We start from the raw sequence: 18,831 nt of genomic DNA, 5'->3' as shown, positions 1-18,831 counted from the left end.
GTTCCCATCGCGGCGCTACCGCATGGCTTTGAGGGAGCGGCTGAGGCGGGCGAGGTCGCGGCGGCGCTGCTCGAGGGTCGCTCCGGCGGCGATCAGGATCGCCCCGCCCACCGACAGGGGCGCCCACTTCGGCACCAGGCTCCACACGAGCACGATCTCGTTGACCGCCAATGCGGTCAGTACGACCGCGGCGAGCACGAGCGGGGCCTGCCAGCGCCGGTTGGCCGCGAGCAGCAGCACCGCGAGGGCGGCGGCGCCGACGGCGACGCGCCGCCACGGTTCGCCGTCCGGGCCGAGTGCGAGGGCCAGGGAGGGCCCGAAGCCGAGCACGAGTGCGGGGGCGAGCGCGGTCCAGGACCCGGTGTCGGGGTCGCGGCGCAGCAGCCAGAGGCCGACGCCGAGGAGCAGCGCGGCCGGCGGGGCCGTGTAGTACTCGACCGTGTCGGTGCTGCTGTAGGCGGTGAGCAGGAGCTGTGCGGCGATCGCGGCGGCGCATGAGCCGAGCACGTGCCCCAGGCGGTGCCGCTCGTCGGCGAGTGCGGCGACGGCGAGCGCCGCCGCGTAGGCGAGGAACGCCAGGGGAGCGAAGAGGCTCACGCCGTCGATGGCGCACATGATCGCGAGGGCGGCCAGGTAGACGCCGATCGCGGCGTGCGCGCAGGCGCGGGCGGCGGTGCGCGCCATCGCGGAGGCCGGGGGCCTGGCGTGGACGGCGGCGAGCAGCGCGGCTGCGCCTGCCGCAGCGGCCATGAACGCGGGCTGGATGTCGACATCGTTGCGGGCGGGTTCGTACGCGGCGGCGAGTGCGGTGGCGGCGATCCACAGGTGCGCCGTGATCCATCCGAGGACGCGGCGGCGCGGGCCGGGCGAGGCGAAGGCGACGGTGAGCGCCGCGATCGCGGCCACCGTGAAGGACGCGGTGGGCGCCCACGGGCGGTCCAGCAGTCCGCCCGCGCCGAGTGCGGCGACGGCGGTGACGAGGGCGAGGTAGTCGCGTTTCCAGCCGGACCGGATCATGGTGGCGCCGACGGCGCATGCCGCGGCGGTCGCGGGGATCTCCCAGCGCAGCAGGTCGACCGGCGCGGCGCCGAAGGCGACCGGGAAGGCCGTGAGGCTCAAGGCGGCGCACCAGGCGAGGACGACGACACCGACCGTGGAGGCGGCGCGGCGCATGGCGGTGGACAGCGGGGCGGGGAAGGTCGCCGCGGCGGCGAGCGCGAGTGCGGTAGCCCCGGCGTAGGCGGTGAGGGTGGAGGCGTCGGTGGTGACCGCGCCCAGCGCGGCGACGGCGGTGATGGCGACGGTGGCGGTGGCGGTCGGCGCGATCCAGGCGACGGTCTCGTCGCGGTCGCTCCAGGAGGCGAAGGCGACGATGGCGGCGATCGCGAGCCCGAACGCGGGCACGGCCAGCTGCGGTTCCTCGGCGCGGAAGGCCAGGATCCAGGTGGTGGCGGTGAGCGTGGCGGCGGCCAGTCCGAGCACGAGGACGGCCGGGCGGGCCGTGCCGGTGCCGTGGGCGTGGACGTGGGCGAGGAGCGTGGCGGCGGCGAGCAGGCCGGCGACGGCGGCGACGGTGGGCAGCAGCGCCGCGTCGAGCCCGAAGGCGGCGCGCAGGCCTGCGAGGAACGCGGTGGTGATCCCGGCGGCGATGAGCACGCGGGCCGACCACTGGTCGGAGGCGGTGTGGCGGGTCGGGGCGGCCTTCACGGTCCATGCGGCACCGGCGAGCACCGCGCCGATGAGCCCCATGTGGAGCGCCGCCGTGACGGCCTCGCCGAACGCGGCGAAGGCCGTTCCGGTGGCGGCGAGCGGGAGCAGGGCCCAGCCGGGGGCGCTGACTCGGGCGGCGATCCGGTAGAGGATCGCGGCGACGAGCACCAGGGCGGTCCAGCGGGCGACCGCGACGGCGGTGAGCCCGGTGCCGCTCGGCAGGTACAGGTAGTACCCGGCGAGGGCCGAGCACCACAGGGCGAGCGTGGCGGTGGCGGCGAGGGTCTCGGCGGTGGCCCACAGGCGGAACCTGGTGAGCGCCAACGGGACCGCGAGCAGCAGGCCGGTAGCTCCGGCGAGGATGGTGAGGCGGCCGCCGTCGCCGAGCTGGCGCCAGGCGACGGCGGTGAAGACGATGATGCCCGCGGTCAGTAGCAGCCCGCCGAGGCACAGCAGGACGATCTGGACGGACTTGGTGGTGAGTTCGGCGCGCCGCTCGGCGCGTCCGGCGGGAGGGACGTCTCGCGAAGGAGGGTCGGGGTAGGGCTGCGGGCCTTCGGTTCCGGGCCGAGGAGTGGCGGTTCGGTTCATACGGTCAGTGTCGAAGCGCTGTCAAACCGTGAATGGGGCGAATCGGACGCGCTTTGTGGGGCCTGCACAACTACGGGGACGCGCGCTCCGGTCAGGGCCCCGGTATTTCGTGGATTCCTCTAAACGGTTCCCGCGCAAGAAAATAAGGAACGGGACCCCCTCGGCGACGCTTGCGAGCCGTGCATCGGCTCTGGTCGCAGCAGCGGGGCCCCGTTCCATCGGGAGGTGGGAAAAGCCTCAGCTCGCGCTCTTGTAAGCGTCGATGATGTCCCAGGCGAGGCCTTCCCACTGGGCGTAGTAGTCGGGGAAGGCGGAGATCTGCACGGACTGGGCCGCTTCGGCGATCGACATGTTCTGCCAGCCGTCGACGTCCTCGAGGGCGCCGTAGAACTTGCTCGCGGAGGTCGAGACGTCCATGAGCTCCTCGATCGAGCCCCAGCCCATCGAGGTGCGCTGCTGGAAGATGCCGACCGAGTCGTGATCGGAGTAGGTGACGTCCGAGTCGGTGTACTCGAAGCTCTCCGGGACGGCCTCGGAGGCGGCGTTGTAGAGCTTCGCCTCCTGCATCGCGGTGGCGAGGGCGACGGCCCAGCCCTGCTCGTCGAAGCCCATCTCCTTGCCGGTCTCGATGATGGTGACCGCGTTGGCCTCCTGCTCGTCGTCGATGTCGCTGACGTCGATGTCGACGGGCCCGGCGGGCGCCTTCTCGGGGGAGGGGGCGGGGGCGGCGGGGGCCTCGGTCGTGGCCGGAGCCTCGGTCGTGGCGGGTGCGGGTGCGGGTGCGGGTGCGGGTGCGGGTGCGGGTGCGGGGGCCGGGGCGGTGGTCGCCGGGGCTTCGGTCGTCTCGGCGGGCGCCGCAGCGGCGGTCTCGACGAGGGGCTCCTCGGTGTTGCTGATGGCCCACACGGCGGTGGCGCCGGTGCCGGTGAAGACGGCGGCTGCGATGCCGACGACGGCGAGGCGGCGGACCCGGTGGTGCTCGCCCTCGCCGGAGAGGAAATTGCTCGACCGCTGGAAGATACCGGCGGCGGCGCTCCGGACCGTGCCGGTCACGCCTTCCAAGATCTTGGCAAAATGCACCGGGCAACCGTAGGGACGGAAAAGCCCAGGTCAAGGGCGGGCTTCTCAGGGAATTCCCAGGTCGGAAAGGGGTTTCTCTACTGGTCGGTAGGACCACGGCATTTGCCCGGCAGCGGCCGTATCGCGGCAATCGTGCGCGATCCCGGTGATCCTGGCGTGTTCCGCTCCGCCATTCGGCGGGGGCGTCGGCGCCTGTCGGATGAAAATGAAACCACCGAATGTTGATGTGATCGCGCTCATGTCACCGGAGTCGTCGAATGGTGACGGAACGTGTTGGTTACGCCTGCGGCGCGTACGGGAACGGGCCCCGCAGCAAAGCTGCGAGGCCCGTTCCTTCGGGAGGCGGAAGAGAAGCTTCTTCGTGTGCTAGGACTTGGCCTTCTCATAGGACTCGATGATGTCCCAGGCCAGGTCCTCCCACTGGGCGTAGGCGTCGGGGAATGCCGAGACCTGGACGGTCTGCGCCGCCTTGGTGACCGACATGTGCTCCCAGCCGTCGACCCGCTTGAGCGCCTTGTAGAACTTGGAGGCCGACTTCTTCGGGTTCATGAGGTCTTCGACCTCGCCCCAGGAAAGGCGCTGCTGGAAGAGGCCGACCGAGTCGTGGTCCGAGCCTTCGGCCTGGTAGTCGTAGTCGTAGGACTCCGGGACGTTCACGTTCGCGTAGTTGCGGAACTTGGACTCCTGCATGGCCGTCGCGAGGGCGACCGCCCAGGCGTCCCGGCCCAGGCCCTCGTCCTTGCCGGCCTCGATGATGGCGACGGCGTTGGCCATCTGGAGCTTGCTGAGCCCGCCGACGGGCTTGGGCGTGGCCGCTTCCTTCTTCGCCGCCTCGGCCGCAGCCTTGGCCTCGGCCTCGGCTTGGGCCTCCGCGGCCGCACGCTGCTCGGCTGAGATCTGGTTCGCGGCGGCCGCTGCGGACTCCTTGGAGAGCTCGACCTCGGCCGCGAGGACGGTGCTCGAGGACGACTGGCCCGTCGTCGGCTCTTCCATGCTGGTGATGGCCCAGGCGGTGCCGCCGGTGGAGCCGATGAAGATCGCGGTGGCGGTGCCCATGACGGTCATGCGCAGGCCGAATCGGTGGACGACCTTGGAGACGAGCGGCTTCACCAGGTCGACGACCTTGGAGACGAGCGGCCTTGCCAGGTCGGCGACCTTCGAAGCGACGACGAAGGCCACGTCCTGCAGCAGGGCGGTCCAGGGCTGGAGGCGGCGGCGCGTCCAGGAGATCAGCGGCTTGACGCGCTCGATGGCCGGAATCGCGGCGGCTCGGACCCGCTCTACGGCGGGAGCCGTGAAGTCACGGAGTCGTCCGAGGAGGGTCGCCGCGGCCGGAGCAGCGGTGTCCCGAAGAAACACCACGAGGGCCGCCAGGAGCGCTCCCAGGCGGGAGCTCCAGTTCTGGAACCGTTCGTTCACCCCGCTGATCAGCGGTTTCAGTCGTTTACGGATGGAGAGGGCGGCGCTCTGGGCGAAGCCAGTCACGCCTTCATTCGTCTGGCGGTTTCGCACCGGCCAAACGTAAGAGCAGAAATAGCCAGCCAAAAACCGGTCACTTCAAAGGAAGCCCAACCCGGAAAGCAATCACGACCCAGGCGTTTCGACTTGGGGGATTCGCCGGGAAGCTGCGGTATACCGCTCCCGTTCGGCTTCCTGTCCATTCCTGCCGTGTTAGCGCCGACCCCGCCGGTCCAGGAGACGAGTCCGGCCTCATCCTTACGGACAGGACCGGACTCGCCTGAAAGATAACGTGACCGGCGACACTCAGCCTGCCGCCGCGAACGCCGAACCGGACACCGCGGACGAAATCCCCGCCCGATCAAGGTAGGGCGTCAGCCCTCCCAGCCAGAACGGGAATCCGGCGCCCATGATCATCGCGAGGTCGATCTGCTTCGGCGAGGGCACCACGCCCTCATCGAGCATGTACCGTACCTCCTCGGCCAGACCGCGCAGCACCCGCTCCTTGACCTCCTCGGCCGACGACGGCTCGTCGCCCAGCTCGATCAGGCCCTTCGCCTCCTCGGTCAGCCGCCCCTTGCCCTTCGCCGCGGCGTCGAACACCGGGAAGGCGGCCTCGGCCATGCGCCGCAGGTTCTGCGACGCCGGGAACCGCGGCCCCAGGTCCTCGTTCAGGTGCTGGCACAAGTGCCACGCCACCTGCAGCCCCACGAGCTCCAGCAGCGCGAACGGCCGCATCGGCAGCCCCAGCTCGTCGAGCGCCACATCGGCGACCTCGATCGGCGTGCCCGCGTCCACGGCACCCGTGACCTCCGCGAGCATCCGGCCCAGCAGCCGGTTCACGATGAACGCCGGACGGTCGGCCGAACCCACCGCGGTCTTCTTCAGCTTCTTCGCCACCGCGTACGCCGTCGCCAGCGTCTCGTCGTCCGTCTTGTCGGTCGCGATGACCTCCACCAGCGGCATGACCGCCACCGGGTTGAAGAAGTGCATCCCCACCAGGCGCTCCGGACGCGCCAGCTTCGAACCCATCGCCGTGACCGACAGCCCCGACGTGTTCGTGACCAGCAGGCACTCCTCCGAGACGATCGGCTCGATCTCCGCGAACACCGCCTGCTTGACGCCCAGCTCCTCGAACACCGCCTCGATCACCAGATCGCAGTCGGCGTACACGGACTTGTCCGCGCTGGCCGACACGAGCGAGCGCAGCTTCGCGGCCTTGAGCCTCGACGTGCGGCCCTTCGCCTCGAGCTTGTCGATCTCGGCCCGCACGTACGCCAGGCCCTTCTGGGCCCGGTCCTCGTCCAGGTCCGTCATCACGACCGGCACCTCGAGCCGCCGCGCGAACATGAGCGCGATCTGCCCGGCCATGAGCCCGGCCCCGACCACGCCGACCTTGCCGATCTCCTTCGCCAGCCCCGGGCTCGGCGCGCCCTCAGGGCGCTTGCCCAGGGCCCGAACGAGGTTGAACGCGTAGATGCTCGACTGGAACTGCGGTCCGGCCTCCAGATCCGCCAGCGCCTCGTCCTCGGCGAGCGAGCCCTCCTCGAACGTGGCGGTCCGCGCCAGCTCCAGCAGGTCCAGCGCCCGCACGGCCGCAGCGGAAGCGTTGTGGACCTTCTCGTCCACGAGCTGCCGCGCCCCCGCGATCACCGCCGGCCACACGTCCCGGTCGATCTCGGGGCGCTCCACCGCGGTCTCGCCGGAGACGACCTTGACGGCCCACTCCAGCGACTCCTCGAGGAAGTCCGCGCCCTCGAACTGCGCGTCCGCGATGCCCATCGGCACGAGGTCGGTGCCGCGCAGCATCTTGTTCTGGTTCAGCGGGTTGCCGACGATGACCTGCGCGGCCTTCTCGACCCCGATGAGGTTCGGCAGGATCTGCGAGCCGCCCCAACCGGGGATGAGCCCGATCGAGACCTCGGGCAGGCCCAGGCCGTTGGCGCTGGTGCTCACCGTGCGGTAATGGCAGTGGAGCGCCAGCTCGAAGCCGCCGCCGAGGGCGACGCCGTTGATGAAGGCGAACGTGGGGACGGCGGAGTCCTTGAGCCGCTTGTAGACCGCGTGCCCCGCCTGGGCGAGCATGAGGCCCTGCTCGCGGGATTCGAGGCTCGGCATGAGCTTGATGTCGGCCCCGGCCAGGAAGATGAACGGCTTGCCGGTGACGGCGATGAGCTTGACGTCCTCTTCGGACTCGACCTCGTCGAGTGCGCGCCACAGGTTCTTGAGCCCGCCGGGTCCGAAGGAGCTGGGCTTGGTGTGGTCGTAGCCGTTGTCGAGCGTGATGAGCGCGGCCTTGCCGCCGAGCCCGCGCGGTCGCAGGTACCGGACGTGGGCCTCGGTGACGACCTCTTCCTCGAAATCGGGAAGGTCGAGCGGAGTCGCGTACATTACTTGGCCCCCTTGAAGTTCGGGTTCTCCCAGATGACCGTGCCGCCCTGGCCGAGGCCGACGCACATGGTGGTGATGCCGTAGCGCACCTCGGGGTGCACGGCGAACTCGCGGGCGAGCTGCGTCATGAGGCGCACGCCCGAGGAGGCCAGCGGGTGGCCCATGGCGATGGCGCCGCCCCACGGGTTGACGCGCGGGTCGTCGTCGGCGATCTTGAAGTGGTCGAGGAACGCCAGGACCTGGACGGCGAAGGCCTCGTTGATCTCGAACAGGTCGATGTCCTCGATGGACAGCCCGGCGCGGGCGAGGGCCTTCTCGGTGGCCGGGATCGGACCCGAGCCCATGGTCTCGGGGTCGACGCCCGCGAACGCGAAGCCGACCATCTTCATGGCCACGGGCAGCCCCAGTTCTGCGGCGGTCTCGGCGTCGGCCAGGAGGCACGCGGTGGCGCCGTCGGTGAGCGGCGCGGAGGTGCCGGCGGTGACGCGGCCGTGCGGGCGGAACGGGGTCCGCAGGGAGGCGAGGCCTTCCAGGGTCGTCCCGGGGCGCGGCAGCTCGTCGGCCGTGGCGACGGTCCAGCCGTCGTCGGTCGAGCGCGCGGCCATCGTGGTGACGTCGGCGCTGAGCCGCTCGACGGCGGCGGCGTAGCGCTGCTGCGTGCCCACGGCGTACGCGTCGGCCCGTGCCTTGGTGATGTGCGGGTAGAGGTCGTGCAGGTTCTCCGCCGTGTTGCCCATGTTGAGCGCCTCGGGGTCGACCAGCTTCTCGGCGATGATGCGCGGATTGGGGTCGACGCCCTCGCCCATCGGGTGGTTCGACATCGACTCGACGCCCCCGGCGATGGCGATGTCGTACTGTCGGGCGGCGATCGCGGACGACACGCTGGTCACCGCCGTCATCGCGCCCGCGCACATGCGGTCGATCGAGTAGCCGGGCACCGATTTCGGCAGTCCGGCCAGGAGCGCGGCGGTGCGGCCGAGCGTGAGGCCCTGGTCGCCGATCTGCGTGGTGGCCGCGAGGGCCACTTCGTCTACTCGCTCAGGCGGCAGCCCCGGGTTGCGGCGCAGCAGCGACCTGATGCAGCGGATGATCATGTCGTCGGCGCGGGTCTCTTCGAAGAGTTTCCCCGCCTTGCCGAACGGGGTCCGAACCCCGTCGACGAAGACGACATCGCGGATGGTGTCGTTCACGCCAGCCCCTCCTTTGGGTATGCAGCGTTGAGAGTGCAACGTCACAACGAATGTTACCCGCAAGTAAGTTCGAAGTCACGGCCCGCCCCGGGCGGACTTCCCGATGCTTTCACGGACGGCCGTCCCGGCACGTCAGAACCAGGGTGTGCCGCGTGAGCGAACCCCGCGATCCGGTCCCGGAACCCCTCGTGCCCCGAGTGGTGCCGCTCGTCGCGGTCGCGCTCACCCTCCCCGCCTCGGGCGGCCTCGTCGTCCGGTGGACCAGCGTCGAGGACGCGACCTGCGCTTCCGGCGCCGTCCTTGCCTGCGGCGAAGCCGTCTGTTGCGAAGGGCGGCCCGGCCCGATCGAACCGGAGGATCCCCGAAGGTGTGTCGCTCCCAGGTTCTTCGCGGTAGCATCGATATCGTCAGGGGGTGACAACGATGGCAGAAGCAACCAGGGCGGTCTACCTCAGAGGTCTAGACCCGGAAACCTACACGTGGCTGAAGATTCGAGCGGCCCAACACGACCGCTCCATGCAAGCGGAGCTTCGAGCGATGATCCTCCGGATCAAGGATGCCGACGAGGCTGGGGACAGCTCGGCCGAGGCGATGTTCGAGGAGATCATGGGCGACTCCGAAGGCTTCGGCGAGTTCGTGATCCCGCGCCGCGAAGGCAAGTTCAGGCCGGTGGACTTCGGTTGATGATCATCCTTGATACGAACGTCGTCTCCGAGCGATTTCGGCCTGAACCGGATAGACGAGTCAAACACTGGCTTCGCACGGTCGGGCGGGCCGAGATCGCTATTACCGCTATCACAGTGGCTGAATTGCGCATCGGCACGGCGGGTATGGCCCAAGGACACAAGCGGGTCGAACTCGAATCGAAGATCGACCGGCTCGTCAGGGAGGAACTCCGAGATCGCATCGAAGACTTCGACCTCGCCGCAGCGGACATGATCCCGAGGGTGATCTCCGAGCGGAATGGACTCGGTCGCCCGATCACCATGGAGGACGCCATGATCGCGGCCATCTGCCTCACTCGCGGGGCCATGCTCGCAACCCGGAACACCAAGGACTTCGACGAGGTCGGCATTACGCTCATCGACCCCTGGAAGGATTGACCGGCACCCCGCTCTATCGCGACCGATCAGGGCAGCGGCGTTCCCGCCGTTGCCTTTTCGTTCGCGCTCAGGCCTCGAGGGCCTTCGCCAGGCCTGCTGCCAGGAGGCCGATCTGCCATTCCCGCGCGCCGTTCTCGGCCAGCAGCGTGCGGATGTGCTGCTCGGAGACCTTCTTCGGCGGTTCCCACGCGAGGCCGCGGACCAGGGCGGGCGCGATGAGGTTCTCGGGCGGGAGGTTGTGCTCCTCGGCGGTCGCGGTGACGACCTCGCGGGCGGCGGCGAGGCGTTCGGCCGCGACCGGGTCGCGGTCGGCCCAGCGGTGCGTGGCGGGCGGGCCGTCCTGAGGCGGGGTGGTCGAGGGCAGCTCGTCGCTCGGAACCTCGCGGGCGTCGGCGAGGGCCGCGAGCCACAGGCGCGCGTTCGTGCGCCCGCCGCGGCGTCGGAAACCGGGCAGGCTCATCAGCTCGGCGAAGTCGGTCGGGTCCGCGGTCGCGGCCTCGACGATCGCCGCGTCCGGCAGGACCTTCCCCGGGGCGCGATCGAGCTTGCGGGCCAGGTCGTCCCGGGCCTCCCACACCGCGCGGACCCGGCCGAGGGCTTTGGCGCCGCGCACCTTGTGGATGCCGCTGGTGCGCCGCCACGGCTCCTTGCGGGGCTTCGGCGGACCGGCGAGGCGCACGTGCTCGAACTCGGCCTCGGCCCACTCGGACTTGCCCTGATCGGCGAGCTCCGCCGCGAGCTTCCCACGCAGTTCGGTGAGCAGCTCCACGTCGAGCGCGGCGTAGACGAGCCAGTCGTGGGGGAGCGGGCGCGAGGACCAGTCGGCCGCCGAGTGCTGCTTCTCCAGGCGGTAGCCGAGGAGCTGCTCGGTGATCGAGGCGAGCCCGACCTTCTCGAAATTGCACAGGCGCGCCGCGAGCTCGGTGTCGAACAGCTTCGTGGGCCGCAGCTCCAGCTCCTCCAGGCACGGCAGGTCCTGGCTGGCGGCGTGCAGGATCCACTCGGGGCCCGTCAGCGCGCGGCGCAGCGGCGCGAGGTCCTCGATCGGGATGGGGTCGACCAAGACCGACCCGGCGCCCGCGCGGCGCAGCTGGATGAGATACGCGCGACCCGAGTAGCGGAAGCCGGAGGCGCGCTCGGTGTCGATGGCGATGGGACCGGACCCGGCCTCGAGACGCTCGGCGGCCTCCGCCAGCTCGGCGGAGGTCTGGATGAGCGGCGGCATGCCCTCACGCGGCTCGGTGAGGAGTTCGGCTTCGACTTCGGGCTGGGGATCGGTCACTTGTTCACCGTACGGCCAGGTAACCTGCCCGCGCTACTGCCCCGCCGCGCTGGAGACCGATTTCCACCCGATAGTGGGTCAATCGCCTATTTTGCACTCCATAATGGACGGCCATGCGAAGGGTCGTCCGCCACACTTCAAGCGCGAGTGCGGGCCACATCGCAGCGGCACGGACGGAAAGCGGTCGCACCGATGCGGGCCACATCGCACTCGCCGCTGCGGGCGACCGTGCGGTCGGCGTGACAGGATTGGACCGTGTCGAATGCAGCAGCGGTACCCACAGCGTCCCCGTTCCTCGCGGCCTGCCGCGGTGAAGCGCCGAGCCGGACCCCCGTCTGGTTCATGCGCCAGGCCGGGCGCTCGCTGCCCGAGTACAAGCGGGCCCGCGCCGGCACCACGATGCTCGAAGCCTGCAGCACCCCCGAGCTCGTCGCCGAGATCACGATGCAGCCGGTGCGCCGCTACGGCGTCGACGCCGCGATCTTCTTCTCCGACATCGTCGTACCGCTCGCCGCCATCGGCGTCGACGTCAAGATCGTCCCCGGGGTCGGCCCCGTCGTCGCCGAGCCCTTCCGCACCGCGGCCGACGTCAAGCGCCTGCGCAACCTCGACCCGTGCGACGTCCCCTACATCACCGAGGCCATCGGCCTGCTCGTCAAGGAACTCGGCGACACGCCGCTCATCGGCTTCGCCGGAGCCCCCTTCACCCTCGCGTCCTACCTCGTCGAGGGCGGCCCGAGCCGCGACCACGCGAAGACCAAGGCGCTCATGAAGTCCCAGCCCGACGTCTGGCACGGCATCGCCTCACGCCTCGCCGCCATCTGCGGCGAATTCCTCCGCGTCCAGGTCGAGGCCGGCGCGCAGGCCGTGCAGCTCTTCGACTCCTGGGCCGGGGCGCTCTCCGAGGCCGACTACCGCGAGTTCGCGCTGCCGCACTCCACCGCCGCGCTCGCGGGCGTCGCGAACTCCGTGCCGCGCATCCACTTCGGCGTCGGCACCGGGCACCTCCTCGAAGCCATGACCGAGACCGGCGCCGAAGTCAGCGGCGTCGACTTCCGCATCCCGCTCGACCAGGCGGCGAAGCGCCTGCCCGACAAGGTCCTCCAGGGCAACCTCGACCCGGCCCTGATCCTCGCCGACGACGAGGCGCTCATCAGCGAGACCGACGCCGTGCTCGACGCCGCCAAAGGCGCCAAGGGCCACATCTTCAACCTCGGCCACGGCGTCCTCCCCGACTCCGACCCCGCGAAGCTCAAGCTCGTGGTCGACCGTGTTCATGAAAGGTCCAGTCACGGGGCCACCGCTCGATGAGCCCGATGACGCCCGCCCGCTTGACGGGCACGCCCGGCCGGACCCGGGTCCTCATCGTCGGCGGCGGCATCACCGGCCTCGCCGCCGCGCACCGCCTGCGCGAGCACCTCGGCCCCGACGCCGAGATCGTCGTCGCCGAACAGGCCATGCGCCTCGGCGGCAAGATCCACACCGTCGACTTCGCCGGACGCCCCGTCGAGACCGGCGCCGAATCGCTCCTGGCCGCCCGGCCCGAGGCCATCGAGCTCGCCAGGGCCGTGGGCCTCGGCGACGCGCTCGTCCACCCCTCGGCCGCCAAACCCGCCTTGAGCATCGGCGGCGAACTCCTCGACTTCCCGGCCGGGCACATGATGGGCATCCCCGGCGACCCCGCCGACGTCGCGGCCATCGCGAACGCCAAGGAGCGCCCCGACAACGGCCTGCCGATCCTCGAACCCGGCGCGGACATGTCCGTCGGCGCGCTGGTCCGCTCCCGCCTCGGCGACGAGGTGCTCGACCGGCTGGTCGCCCCGATGCTCGGCGGCGTCTACGCCGGCGACGTCGACCGGCTCTCCGTCCGCGCGGTCATGCCCCAGCTCGCCGCCGCCCTCGAACGCCATTCGCGCCTGACCGACGCGGTGAACGAGATCAAGCGCCCCCCGGGCGACGGGCCCCGCAAGCCGGTGTTCGCCACGATCGACGGCGGCCTCGAACGGCTCGTCACCGCCACCTCGGCCACCGCACGCGCAGAGATCCGCCTCGGCATGACCGTGCGCGAACTCCGCCAGACCCCCTACGGCTGGGAGGTCATCGCCGGGCCCGTGCCCGACCCGATCAAGATCAAAGCGGACGCCGTCATCCTCGCCGTCCCCGCCTCGCCGGCCGCCGTGCTCCTGCGCGACGTCGAGCCCCAGGCCGCCGCCGCACTCTCCGGCGTCGCCTACGCCTCGGTCGCCTTGGCCGCCTTCGCGTTCGACCAGATCGACCTGCCCGAGCGCTCCGGTTTCCTCACGCCCGCGTCCGAAGGCAAGACCGTCAAGGCCGCCACCTTCGCCAGCAAGAAGTGGCCGCACCTCGGCCGCCGCCGCCAGATCGTGCGCGTCTCCATGGGCCGCATCGGCGAGGAGGCCCTCCTCCAGTACGACGACGCCACCCTCGCCAAGACCGCCCTCCGCGAGCTCGGCGAACACCTCGGCCGGCGCCTGCCCGACCCCCTCGAGCAGCGCATCGACCGCTGGGGCGGCGCCCTCCCGCAGTACGCCCCGGGCCACGACGCCCGCATCGCCGCCGCCCGCGAAGCGCTCGGCGCGCATCGCGACATCGCGATCGCCGGCGCCGCCGTGGACGGCGTCGGCATCGCCGCGTGCATCGCCTCCGGCCAGCGCGCGGCGGACGCGATCGCAGCCTCGGTGAACCGTCACTGAGCACAAGCAGTTGAAGGACTCGAACGAGAAGGGCCGCAACGTGGCTGAACACCATGGGAACAACCCGAACGCGCAGCGCATCAAGGAACTGAACGAGACCATCCGCTACACCCTGTGGTCGGTGTTCCGCGTCCAGGAGCCCATGCCGTCGATCCGCCAGGACCTCGCCGGCGACACCGAGGCGTTCTTCGCGAAACACTGCGGCGACCAGGGCGTCACCGTGCGCGGCACCTACGACCTCACCGGGATGCGCGCCGACGCCGACCTCATGGTCTGGTGGCACGCCGAGTCCAGCGACCAGCTCCAGAAGGCCTACTCGGACTTCCGCCGCACCGCCCTCGGCCGCCACCTCGCGCCGGTCTGGTCGAACATGGCCCTGCACCGCCCCGCCGAGTTCAACCGCAGCCACCTCCCGGCGTTCCTCACCGAGGACCCGAAGGGCTACGTGTCGGTCTACCCGTTCGTGCGGTCCTACGACTGGTACCTGCTCCCGGACGAGGAGCGCCGCGACCTGCTGCGCGAGCACGGCCAGATGGCGCGGGACTACCCGGACGTGCGCGCGAACACCGTCCCCGCCTTCTCGCTCGGCGACTACGAGTGGATCCTCGCGTTCGAGGCCGACGAGCTGCACCGGATCGTCGACCTGATGCGCGAACTGCGCGCCTCCCGCGCGAGACTGTATGTGCGCGAAGAGATCCCGTTCTATACCGGAAAGCGCCGCTCCATCACCGACATCATCAACGACCTGCCGTAGGGTCTGGGCATGGACCCCATCAACGTCGACGGCTCCGCACCGGGCTTCGTGGCACTCAACATCCTCGTAGTCGTCCTGGTCGCGGCCTGCTTCGTCTACGGGGTGGTCGTGGTCATGGCCGCACTGGGCCTGACCTCGTTCTCGATCTTCGAGCGCTTCCGGAGGAAGCCGCAGGAAGAGACCGAAGACGGCGGCATCGATGACCTCTTCTGACTGGCTCTCCATGCTGGCGCTGGTCGCCGTGGCCGCGCTCATGGCCGAGTCGGTGCGGCAGCTGCGTCGGCGCTGGGTGCTGGTCAAGGTCGAGGGCGCCTCGATGGAGCCGACGCTGCGCGACGGGCATGAGGTCCTCGCGAAGCGGACGCGGCGGATCGCCGCTGGCGACATCGTGGTGGTCGCCGCGCCGGACCCGGATCTCGGTTGGTCGGAGACGAAGCGGGCCAAGGGGCCGTGGTGGATCAAGCGCGTCGCCGCCGGGCCGGGGGAGCCCATGCCCGGTTCCGGCGATCCCGTCCCGCCCGGGCACTACTTCCTGCTCGGCGACAACCCCGCGGGGGAGGACTCCCGCCGCCACGGGCCGTGCCCGGCGGCGGCCGTCTTCGGCACGATGGTTCGCGAGTTCTGACCGTATCGGCGGTGTCACCCCGTCCGGGTGCTCCTGCGCTCCGTTCCTTCATGGCTCGCACGCTTCGCCGCGGACGGGCCCTGAAGGGGATATATCGGGCATATCATGGCTTCAGCTGATCATCCCTCGGCATCGCCTTAGTCAATCCTAAGGTTCGGGCGACGCATTCCAATATCTGGAACGTGGCAGACTTGATCCATGCCAGCGCTACGTTCACGCACTTCCACTCACGGCCGCCAGATGGCGGGCGCTCGCGCGCTCTGGCGCGCAACGGGCATGACCGACTCCGATTTCGGCAAGCCGATCGTGGCCATCGCCAACTCGTACACGCAGTTCGTCCCCGGACACGTGCACCTCAAGGACATGGGCGACATCGTCGCCGAGGCCATCGCCGAAGCCGGTGGCGTCTCCAAGGAGTTCCACACGATCGCCGTCGACGACGGCATCGCCATGGGCCACGCGGGCATGCTCTACTCCCTGCCCAGCCGCGAGATCATCGCCGACTCCGTCGAGTACATGGTCAACGCGCACTGCGCCGACGCACTCGTGTGCATCTCCAACTGCGACAAGATCACCCCCGGCATGCTCATGGCCGCGCTGCGCCTGAACATCCCGGTCGTCTTCGTCTCCGGCGGCCCGATGGAGGCCGGCAAGACGATCGACGTCAACGGCGTGGTCACGCAGAAGCTCGACCTCATCGACCCGATGATCGCCGCCGCGAACGACGACGTCTCCGATGCGCAGCTGCTCAAGATGGAGGAGTCCGCCTGTCCGACCTGCGGCTCCTGCTCGGGCATGTTCACCGCGAACTCCATGAACTGCCTCACCGAGGCCCTCGGGCTGTCCCTGCCGGGCAACGGCTCGACCCTCGCCACGCACACGGCCCGCCGCGAACTCTTCACCGAAGCCGGCCGCGTCGTCATGGACCTGGCCCGCCGCTACTACGACCAGGACGACGAGTCGGTCCTGCCGCGCAACATCGCCACTCGGCAGGCGTTCGAGAACGCCATGGCACTCGACGTCGCCATGGGCGGGTCCACGAACACGATCCTGCACCTGCTCGCGGCGGCCCGCGAAGCCGAGCTGGACTTCAACGTCGCGGACATCGACGCGATCTCGCGCCGCGTCCCCTGCCTGTCGAAGGTCGCCCCGAACTCGCAGAAGTACCACATGGAGGACGTGCACCGCGCCGGCGGCATCCCCGCGATCCTCGGCGAGCTGTACCGCGGCGGCCTCATCAACGACGACGTGCACACCGTCCACTCCCCGTCGATGGCGGACTGGCTCGGCAAGTGGGACATCCGCGCGGCGTCCCCCGCCCCCGAGGCGATCGAGCTGTACCACGCCGCGCCCGGCAACGTGCGCACCACGCAGGCCTTCTCCACCTCGAACCGGTGGAAGAGCCTCGACACCGACTCACGGGAAGGCTGCATCCGCTCCGTCGAGCACGCCTACACCAAGGACGGCGGCCTGGCGGTCCTGTTCGGCAACCTCGCCGTGGACGGCTGCGTCGTCAAGGTCGCGGGCGTGCCCGAGGAGAACTGGACCTTCACCGGTCCCGCGCGCGTCTTCGAGTCGCAGGACGACGCGGTGCAGGGCATCCTCGACAAGTCCGTGCAGGAGGGCGAAGTCGTCGTCATCCGCTACGAGGGCCCCAAGGGCGGCCCCGGCATGCAGGAGATGCTCTACCCGACCTCGTTCCTGAAAGGCCGCGGCCTCGGCCGCAAGTGCGCGCTCATCACCGACGGCCGCTTCTCCGGCGGCACCTCCGGCCTCTCGATCGGGCACGTGAGCCCCGAGGCCGCGGGCGAGGGCCTGATCGCCCTCGTCGAGGACGGCGACATCATCGAGATCGACATCCCGGCGCGCAAGCTGGAGCTGAGGGTCGACGACGCCGTGCTGGCCGAACGCCGCGTGGCCCAGGAGAAGCGCGAGCAGCCCTACACTCCGGTGAGTCGCAACCGCGTGGTCTCCCGCGCCCTGCAGGCGTACGCCTCGATGGCCACCCCGGCCAGCGACGGCGCGGTCCGCAAGGTCAACTAGCTTCACCGCCGGCGGCGGGGTCCCCTTTTCTCGGGGGACCCCGCCGTTGGCGCGTTCCGGGCACAATGAACAGCGCCCGAACCCCGCGATTCCCCCGGAGTGTGCCCGATGGCCCGTGTGAGCCAATGGAACTGGTCGGACTTCTCGCAGGAGTGGTCCCAGACCAGCGCGATCAACGACCTCGACGAAGAACTGTCCGCCGAACGCCGGGCCCGGACCCGCCAGGCCCGGCGGTTCGAGGACGCCCAGCAGCAGCTCAAGCAGCAGGTCGACTCGAAGCTCGACTCCGTCTCCGAGCGGATCGAAGCGGTCCTCGATTGGACCGAGCTGCGGTTCCAGCAGGTCGAATTCGACGAGTACCAGGCGCGCAAGGCGATCCGGAACACGGTCCGGGCCATCGCCGAGGGCCGCCGGCCGCTCCTGCACGGCTTCGAGGACGTGCCCGGCTACTGGCTGCCGTCCGCGGCCGCCGCGGTGCTGCCGCTGGTGCTGCGCGACCGGGTGCCGGAGCAGCGCAGCACCGGGAACGCGTTCACGGACCTCAAGACCGGGCTCGAGAACGCGCGCGAGCGGGACGCGGTGCGCACCGAGCTGTTCAGCCTCGCGGTCGGCCGCTGCTTCGGCCAGCCCGCGTTCATCGACGCGGCAGTGCTGCGGCTGCTGACCGAGTCCGCCGATCTCGGCGTCGTGGAACCGGGCCAGGTCGCCCACGGCTGGCGGACGCTGTGGGAGCAGTCGGCGCTCGGCGCCTTCGGGCCGGGCGCCGAGGCGCAGATCGCCTCGCTGCTGCGCGAACGCTTCGATGCGGCGGCGCTCGACGAGGAGACCCTCGCGGACTGGGACGAGACCATCGAGCAGTTCGGCGCGACGCACGCCGAAGCCTTCGCGGCCCTCGAAGCGCATTTCACGGCGGAGCCCGACCCCGCGAACCGAGCCGCCGCGAACGCGGGCGAGCCGCCGCAAGACGAGGCGAATCCTGACGGCACCACTGCCGAGACCGGCGGACGGCGCCGCGACGAACCGCCCTACGACGACACCGCCTGGCGCTGCTACCTGCAGGAACTCATCGAGGAGCCGAGCCCCGCCGAGTTGCCGATCGTACGGCGGATGGCGGAGCTCGACCCGGCTCCCGACGGGCGCGAAGCCGACCGCCGCTCATGGGCCGCCCCGGCCGGGACCTTCGCCGAACTCGTCCGCCGCGACCTGTTCGACCCCGAGGCCCCGGTCCCGTTGCGCCGCCTCGCCCTCGACCTCACCGCACCGATCCTCCGCTCGCGCCTCGACCGCCTCGAAGCCTCGCTCGGCACCACCGGGGAGGTCACCGTCACCGTCCGCCGCCGCGGCGAGTACATCGCCGTCACCAGCGACGGCCACGACCCCGAGCAGTTCGCCGCCGTCGAACGCCGCGTCGACCAGGCCTTCGCCGCCGCCGAACCCTCGAAGCCCCTCGCCATCGCGATCGCGGCCTCACTCGGCCTCCTCGGCGTCCTCATGATCCTCTTCGGACAGTGGTTCGCCGCCGTCCTCTTCGCCGCCGCCGCGATCATCCCGATCTGGAAGTACCGCGGCGACGCGGGCAAGGCGACGAAGGACCGCGCGCGCCGCGACGACCAGCTCGCCGAGATCCGCACCGCGCTCGTCAAGGCCCGCAAGGACGCCGAACGGCAGGAACGCGAAGCGACCGAGCACGGCCTCGCCACCGGAGCGGCCCTCGAACGCCTCCGCGAAGCACTGCCCGCCGAACCGACGCCGAACGCGCTCAGCGAACCCGGCCCGGACGCGCTCAACGGATGACCCGCTCGCGGGCCGCAAGGCTCCGTAAGCCGCGATCCCGGCGAAGTCGGACTCCCGCAGGCCCACGCGGCACCCCCGCCCGCACTTGCGGAGGGC

General features: G+C 70.6%; 15 protein-coding genes and 1 pseudogene. 10 read left to right on the top strand and 6 right to left on the bottom strand.

The annotated features are described in order from the left end of the window. Window positions 1-15 precede the first annotated feature (15 nt). The 5 genes from JHY01_RS06665 to JHY01_RS06645 form a co-directional block, all read right to left on the bottom strand. Window positions 16-2,301, bottom strand: a complete 2,286-nt coding sequence (locus JHY01_RS06665; RefSeq protein ID WP_205324828.1) for an SCO7613 C-terminal domain-containing membrane protein — start codon at window positions 2,299-2,301, stop codon at window positions 16-18. Window positions 2,302-2,538: 237 nt separating this feature from the next. Next, the gene (locus tag JHY01_RS06660) at window positions 2,539-3,381 is read right to left on the bottom strand and encodes a hypothetical protein (protein WP_205324827.1); all 843 of its coding nucleotides are present in this window, start codon (window positions 3,379-3,381) and stop codon (window positions 2,539-2,541) included. Between the two features lie 366 nt (window positions 3,382-3,747). Next, window positions 3,748-4,866, bottom strand: a complete 1,119-nt coding sequence (locus JHY01_RS06655) for a hypothetical protein (protein ID WP_205324826.1) — start codon at window positions 4,864-4,866, stop codon at window positions 3,748-3,750. Between the two features lie 279 nt (window positions 4,867-5,145). Next, window positions 5,146-7,230: a 3-hydroxyacyl-CoA dehydrogenase NAD-binding domain-containing protein gene (locus JHY01_RS06650; protein ID WP_205324825.1), complete on the bottom strand. Its 2,085-nt coding sequence runs from the start codon at window positions 7,228-7,230 to the stop codon at window positions 5,146-5,148. Next, window positions 7,230-8,420, bottom strand: a complete 1,191-nt coding sequence (locus JHY01_RS06645; RefSeq protein ID WP_205324824.1) for a thiolase family protein — start codon at window positions 8,418-8,420, stop codon at window positions 7,230-7,232. The genes JHY01_RS06650 and JHY01_RS06645 overlap by 1 nt, the downstream gene beginning before the upstream one ends. A 423-nt stretch (window positions 8,421-8,843) precedes the next feature. Between JHY01_RS06645 and JHY01_RS28035 the strand changes: the two are divergent. The 3 genes and pseudogenes from JHY01_RS28035 to JHY01_RS06635 form a co-directional block, all read left to right on the top strand. Next, a pseudogene (locus tag JHY01_RS28035) lies at window positions 8,844-8,951 on the top strand (hypothetical protein); the annotation flags it as partial. 6 nt (window positions 8,952-8,957) lie between these two features. After that, entirely contained in the window at window positions 8,958-9,104 is a 147-nt protein-coding gene (locus tag JHY01_RS06640; protein ID WP_205324823.1) for a hypothetical protein, read from the top strand. Further along, window positions 9,104-9,523, top strand: coding sequence for a type II toxin-antitoxin system VapC family toxin (locus tag JHY01_RS06635; protein ID WP_205324822.1), 420 nt, complete (start codon window positions 9,104-9,106; stop codon window positions 9,521-9,523). Before JHY01_RS06640 ends, JHY01_RS06635 begins: the two co-directional genes overlap by 1 nt. Before the next feature lie 67 nt (window positions 9,524-9,590). Here the strand turns inward: JHY01_RS06635 and JHY01_RS06630 are convergent, their stop codons facing one another. Next, window positions 9,591-10,805, bottom strand: coding sequence for an HRDC domain-containing protein (locus tag JHY01_RS06630; protein WP_307814288.1), 1,215 nt, complete (start codon window positions 10,803-10,805; stop codon window positions 9,591-9,593). Window positions 10,806-11,060: 255 nt separating this feature from the next. Between JHY01_RS06630 and hemE the strand changes: the two genes are divergently transcribed. The 7 genes from hemE to JHY01_RS06595 all read left to right on the top strand — a co-directional run bounded on the left by hemE (window position 11,061) and on the right by JHY01_RS06595 (window position 18,735). Next, window positions 11,061-12,116 carry a uroporphyrinogen decarboxylase gene (gene hemE / locus JHY01_RS06625; protein ID WP_205324821.1) on the top strand — a complete coding sequence of 352 codons (1,056 nt, stop codon included), beginning with the start codon at window positions 11,061-11,063 and terminating at the stop codon, window positions 12,114-12,116. A gap of 5 nt (window positions 12,117-12,121) precedes the next feature. Then, window positions 12,122-13,519 carry a protoporphyrinogen oxidase gene (gene hemG / locus JHY01_RS06620; RefSeq protein WP_205324820.1) on the top strand — a complete coding sequence of 466 codons (1,398 nt, stop codon included), beginning with the start codon at window positions 12,122-12,124 and terminating at the stop codon, window positions 13,517-13,519. 40 nt (window positions 13,520-13,559) lie between these two features. Continuing rightward, a complete protein-coding gene (hemQ, locus tag JHY01_RS06615) occupies window positions 13,560-14,273 on the top strand; it encodes a hydrogen peroxide-dependent heme synthase (protein WP_307814287.1) in 714 nt (237 codons plus the stop codon). Window positions 14,274-14,282: 9 nt separating this feature from the next. Continuing rightward, on the top strand, window positions 14,283-14,486 hold the full coding sequence (locus JHY01_RS06610) for a hypothetical protein (protein ID WP_205324819.1): 204 nt from the start codon (window positions 14,283-14,285) through the stop codon (window positions 14,484-14,486). After that, entirely contained in the window at window positions 14,473-14,898 is a 426-nt protein-coding gene (locus JHY01_RS06605) for a S24/S26 family peptidase (RefSeq protein ID WP_205324818.1), read from the top strand. Before JHY01_RS06610 ends, JHY01_RS06605 begins: the two co-directional genes overlap by 14 nt. Before the next feature lie 198 nt (window positions 14,899-15,096). Then, a complete protein-coding gene (ilvD, locus tag JHY01_RS06600) occupies window positions 15,097-16,941 on the top strand; it encodes a dihydroxy-acid dehydratase (RefSeq protein ID WP_205324817.1) in 1,845 nt (614 codons plus the stop codon). 108 nt (window positions 16,942-17,049) lie between these two features. Beyond that, window positions 17,050-18,735: a hypothetical protein gene (locus JHY01_RS06595; protein ID WP_205324816.1), complete on the top strand. Its 1,686-nt coding sequence runs from the start codon at window positions 17,050-17,052 to the stop codon at window positions 18,733-18,735. Window positions 18,736-18,831 lie beyond the last annotated feature (96 nt).

The sequence above is a fragment of the Glycomyces sp. YM15 genome, assembly GCF_016918015.1.
In the GTDB taxonomy this organism is placed as follows: Bacteria; Actinomycetota; Actinomycetes; order Mycobacteriales; family Micromonosporaceae; genus Glycomyces.
Note: the sequence above shows the minus strand (reverse complement) of the source record. Positions and strands in the feature narration are given on the sequence as shown.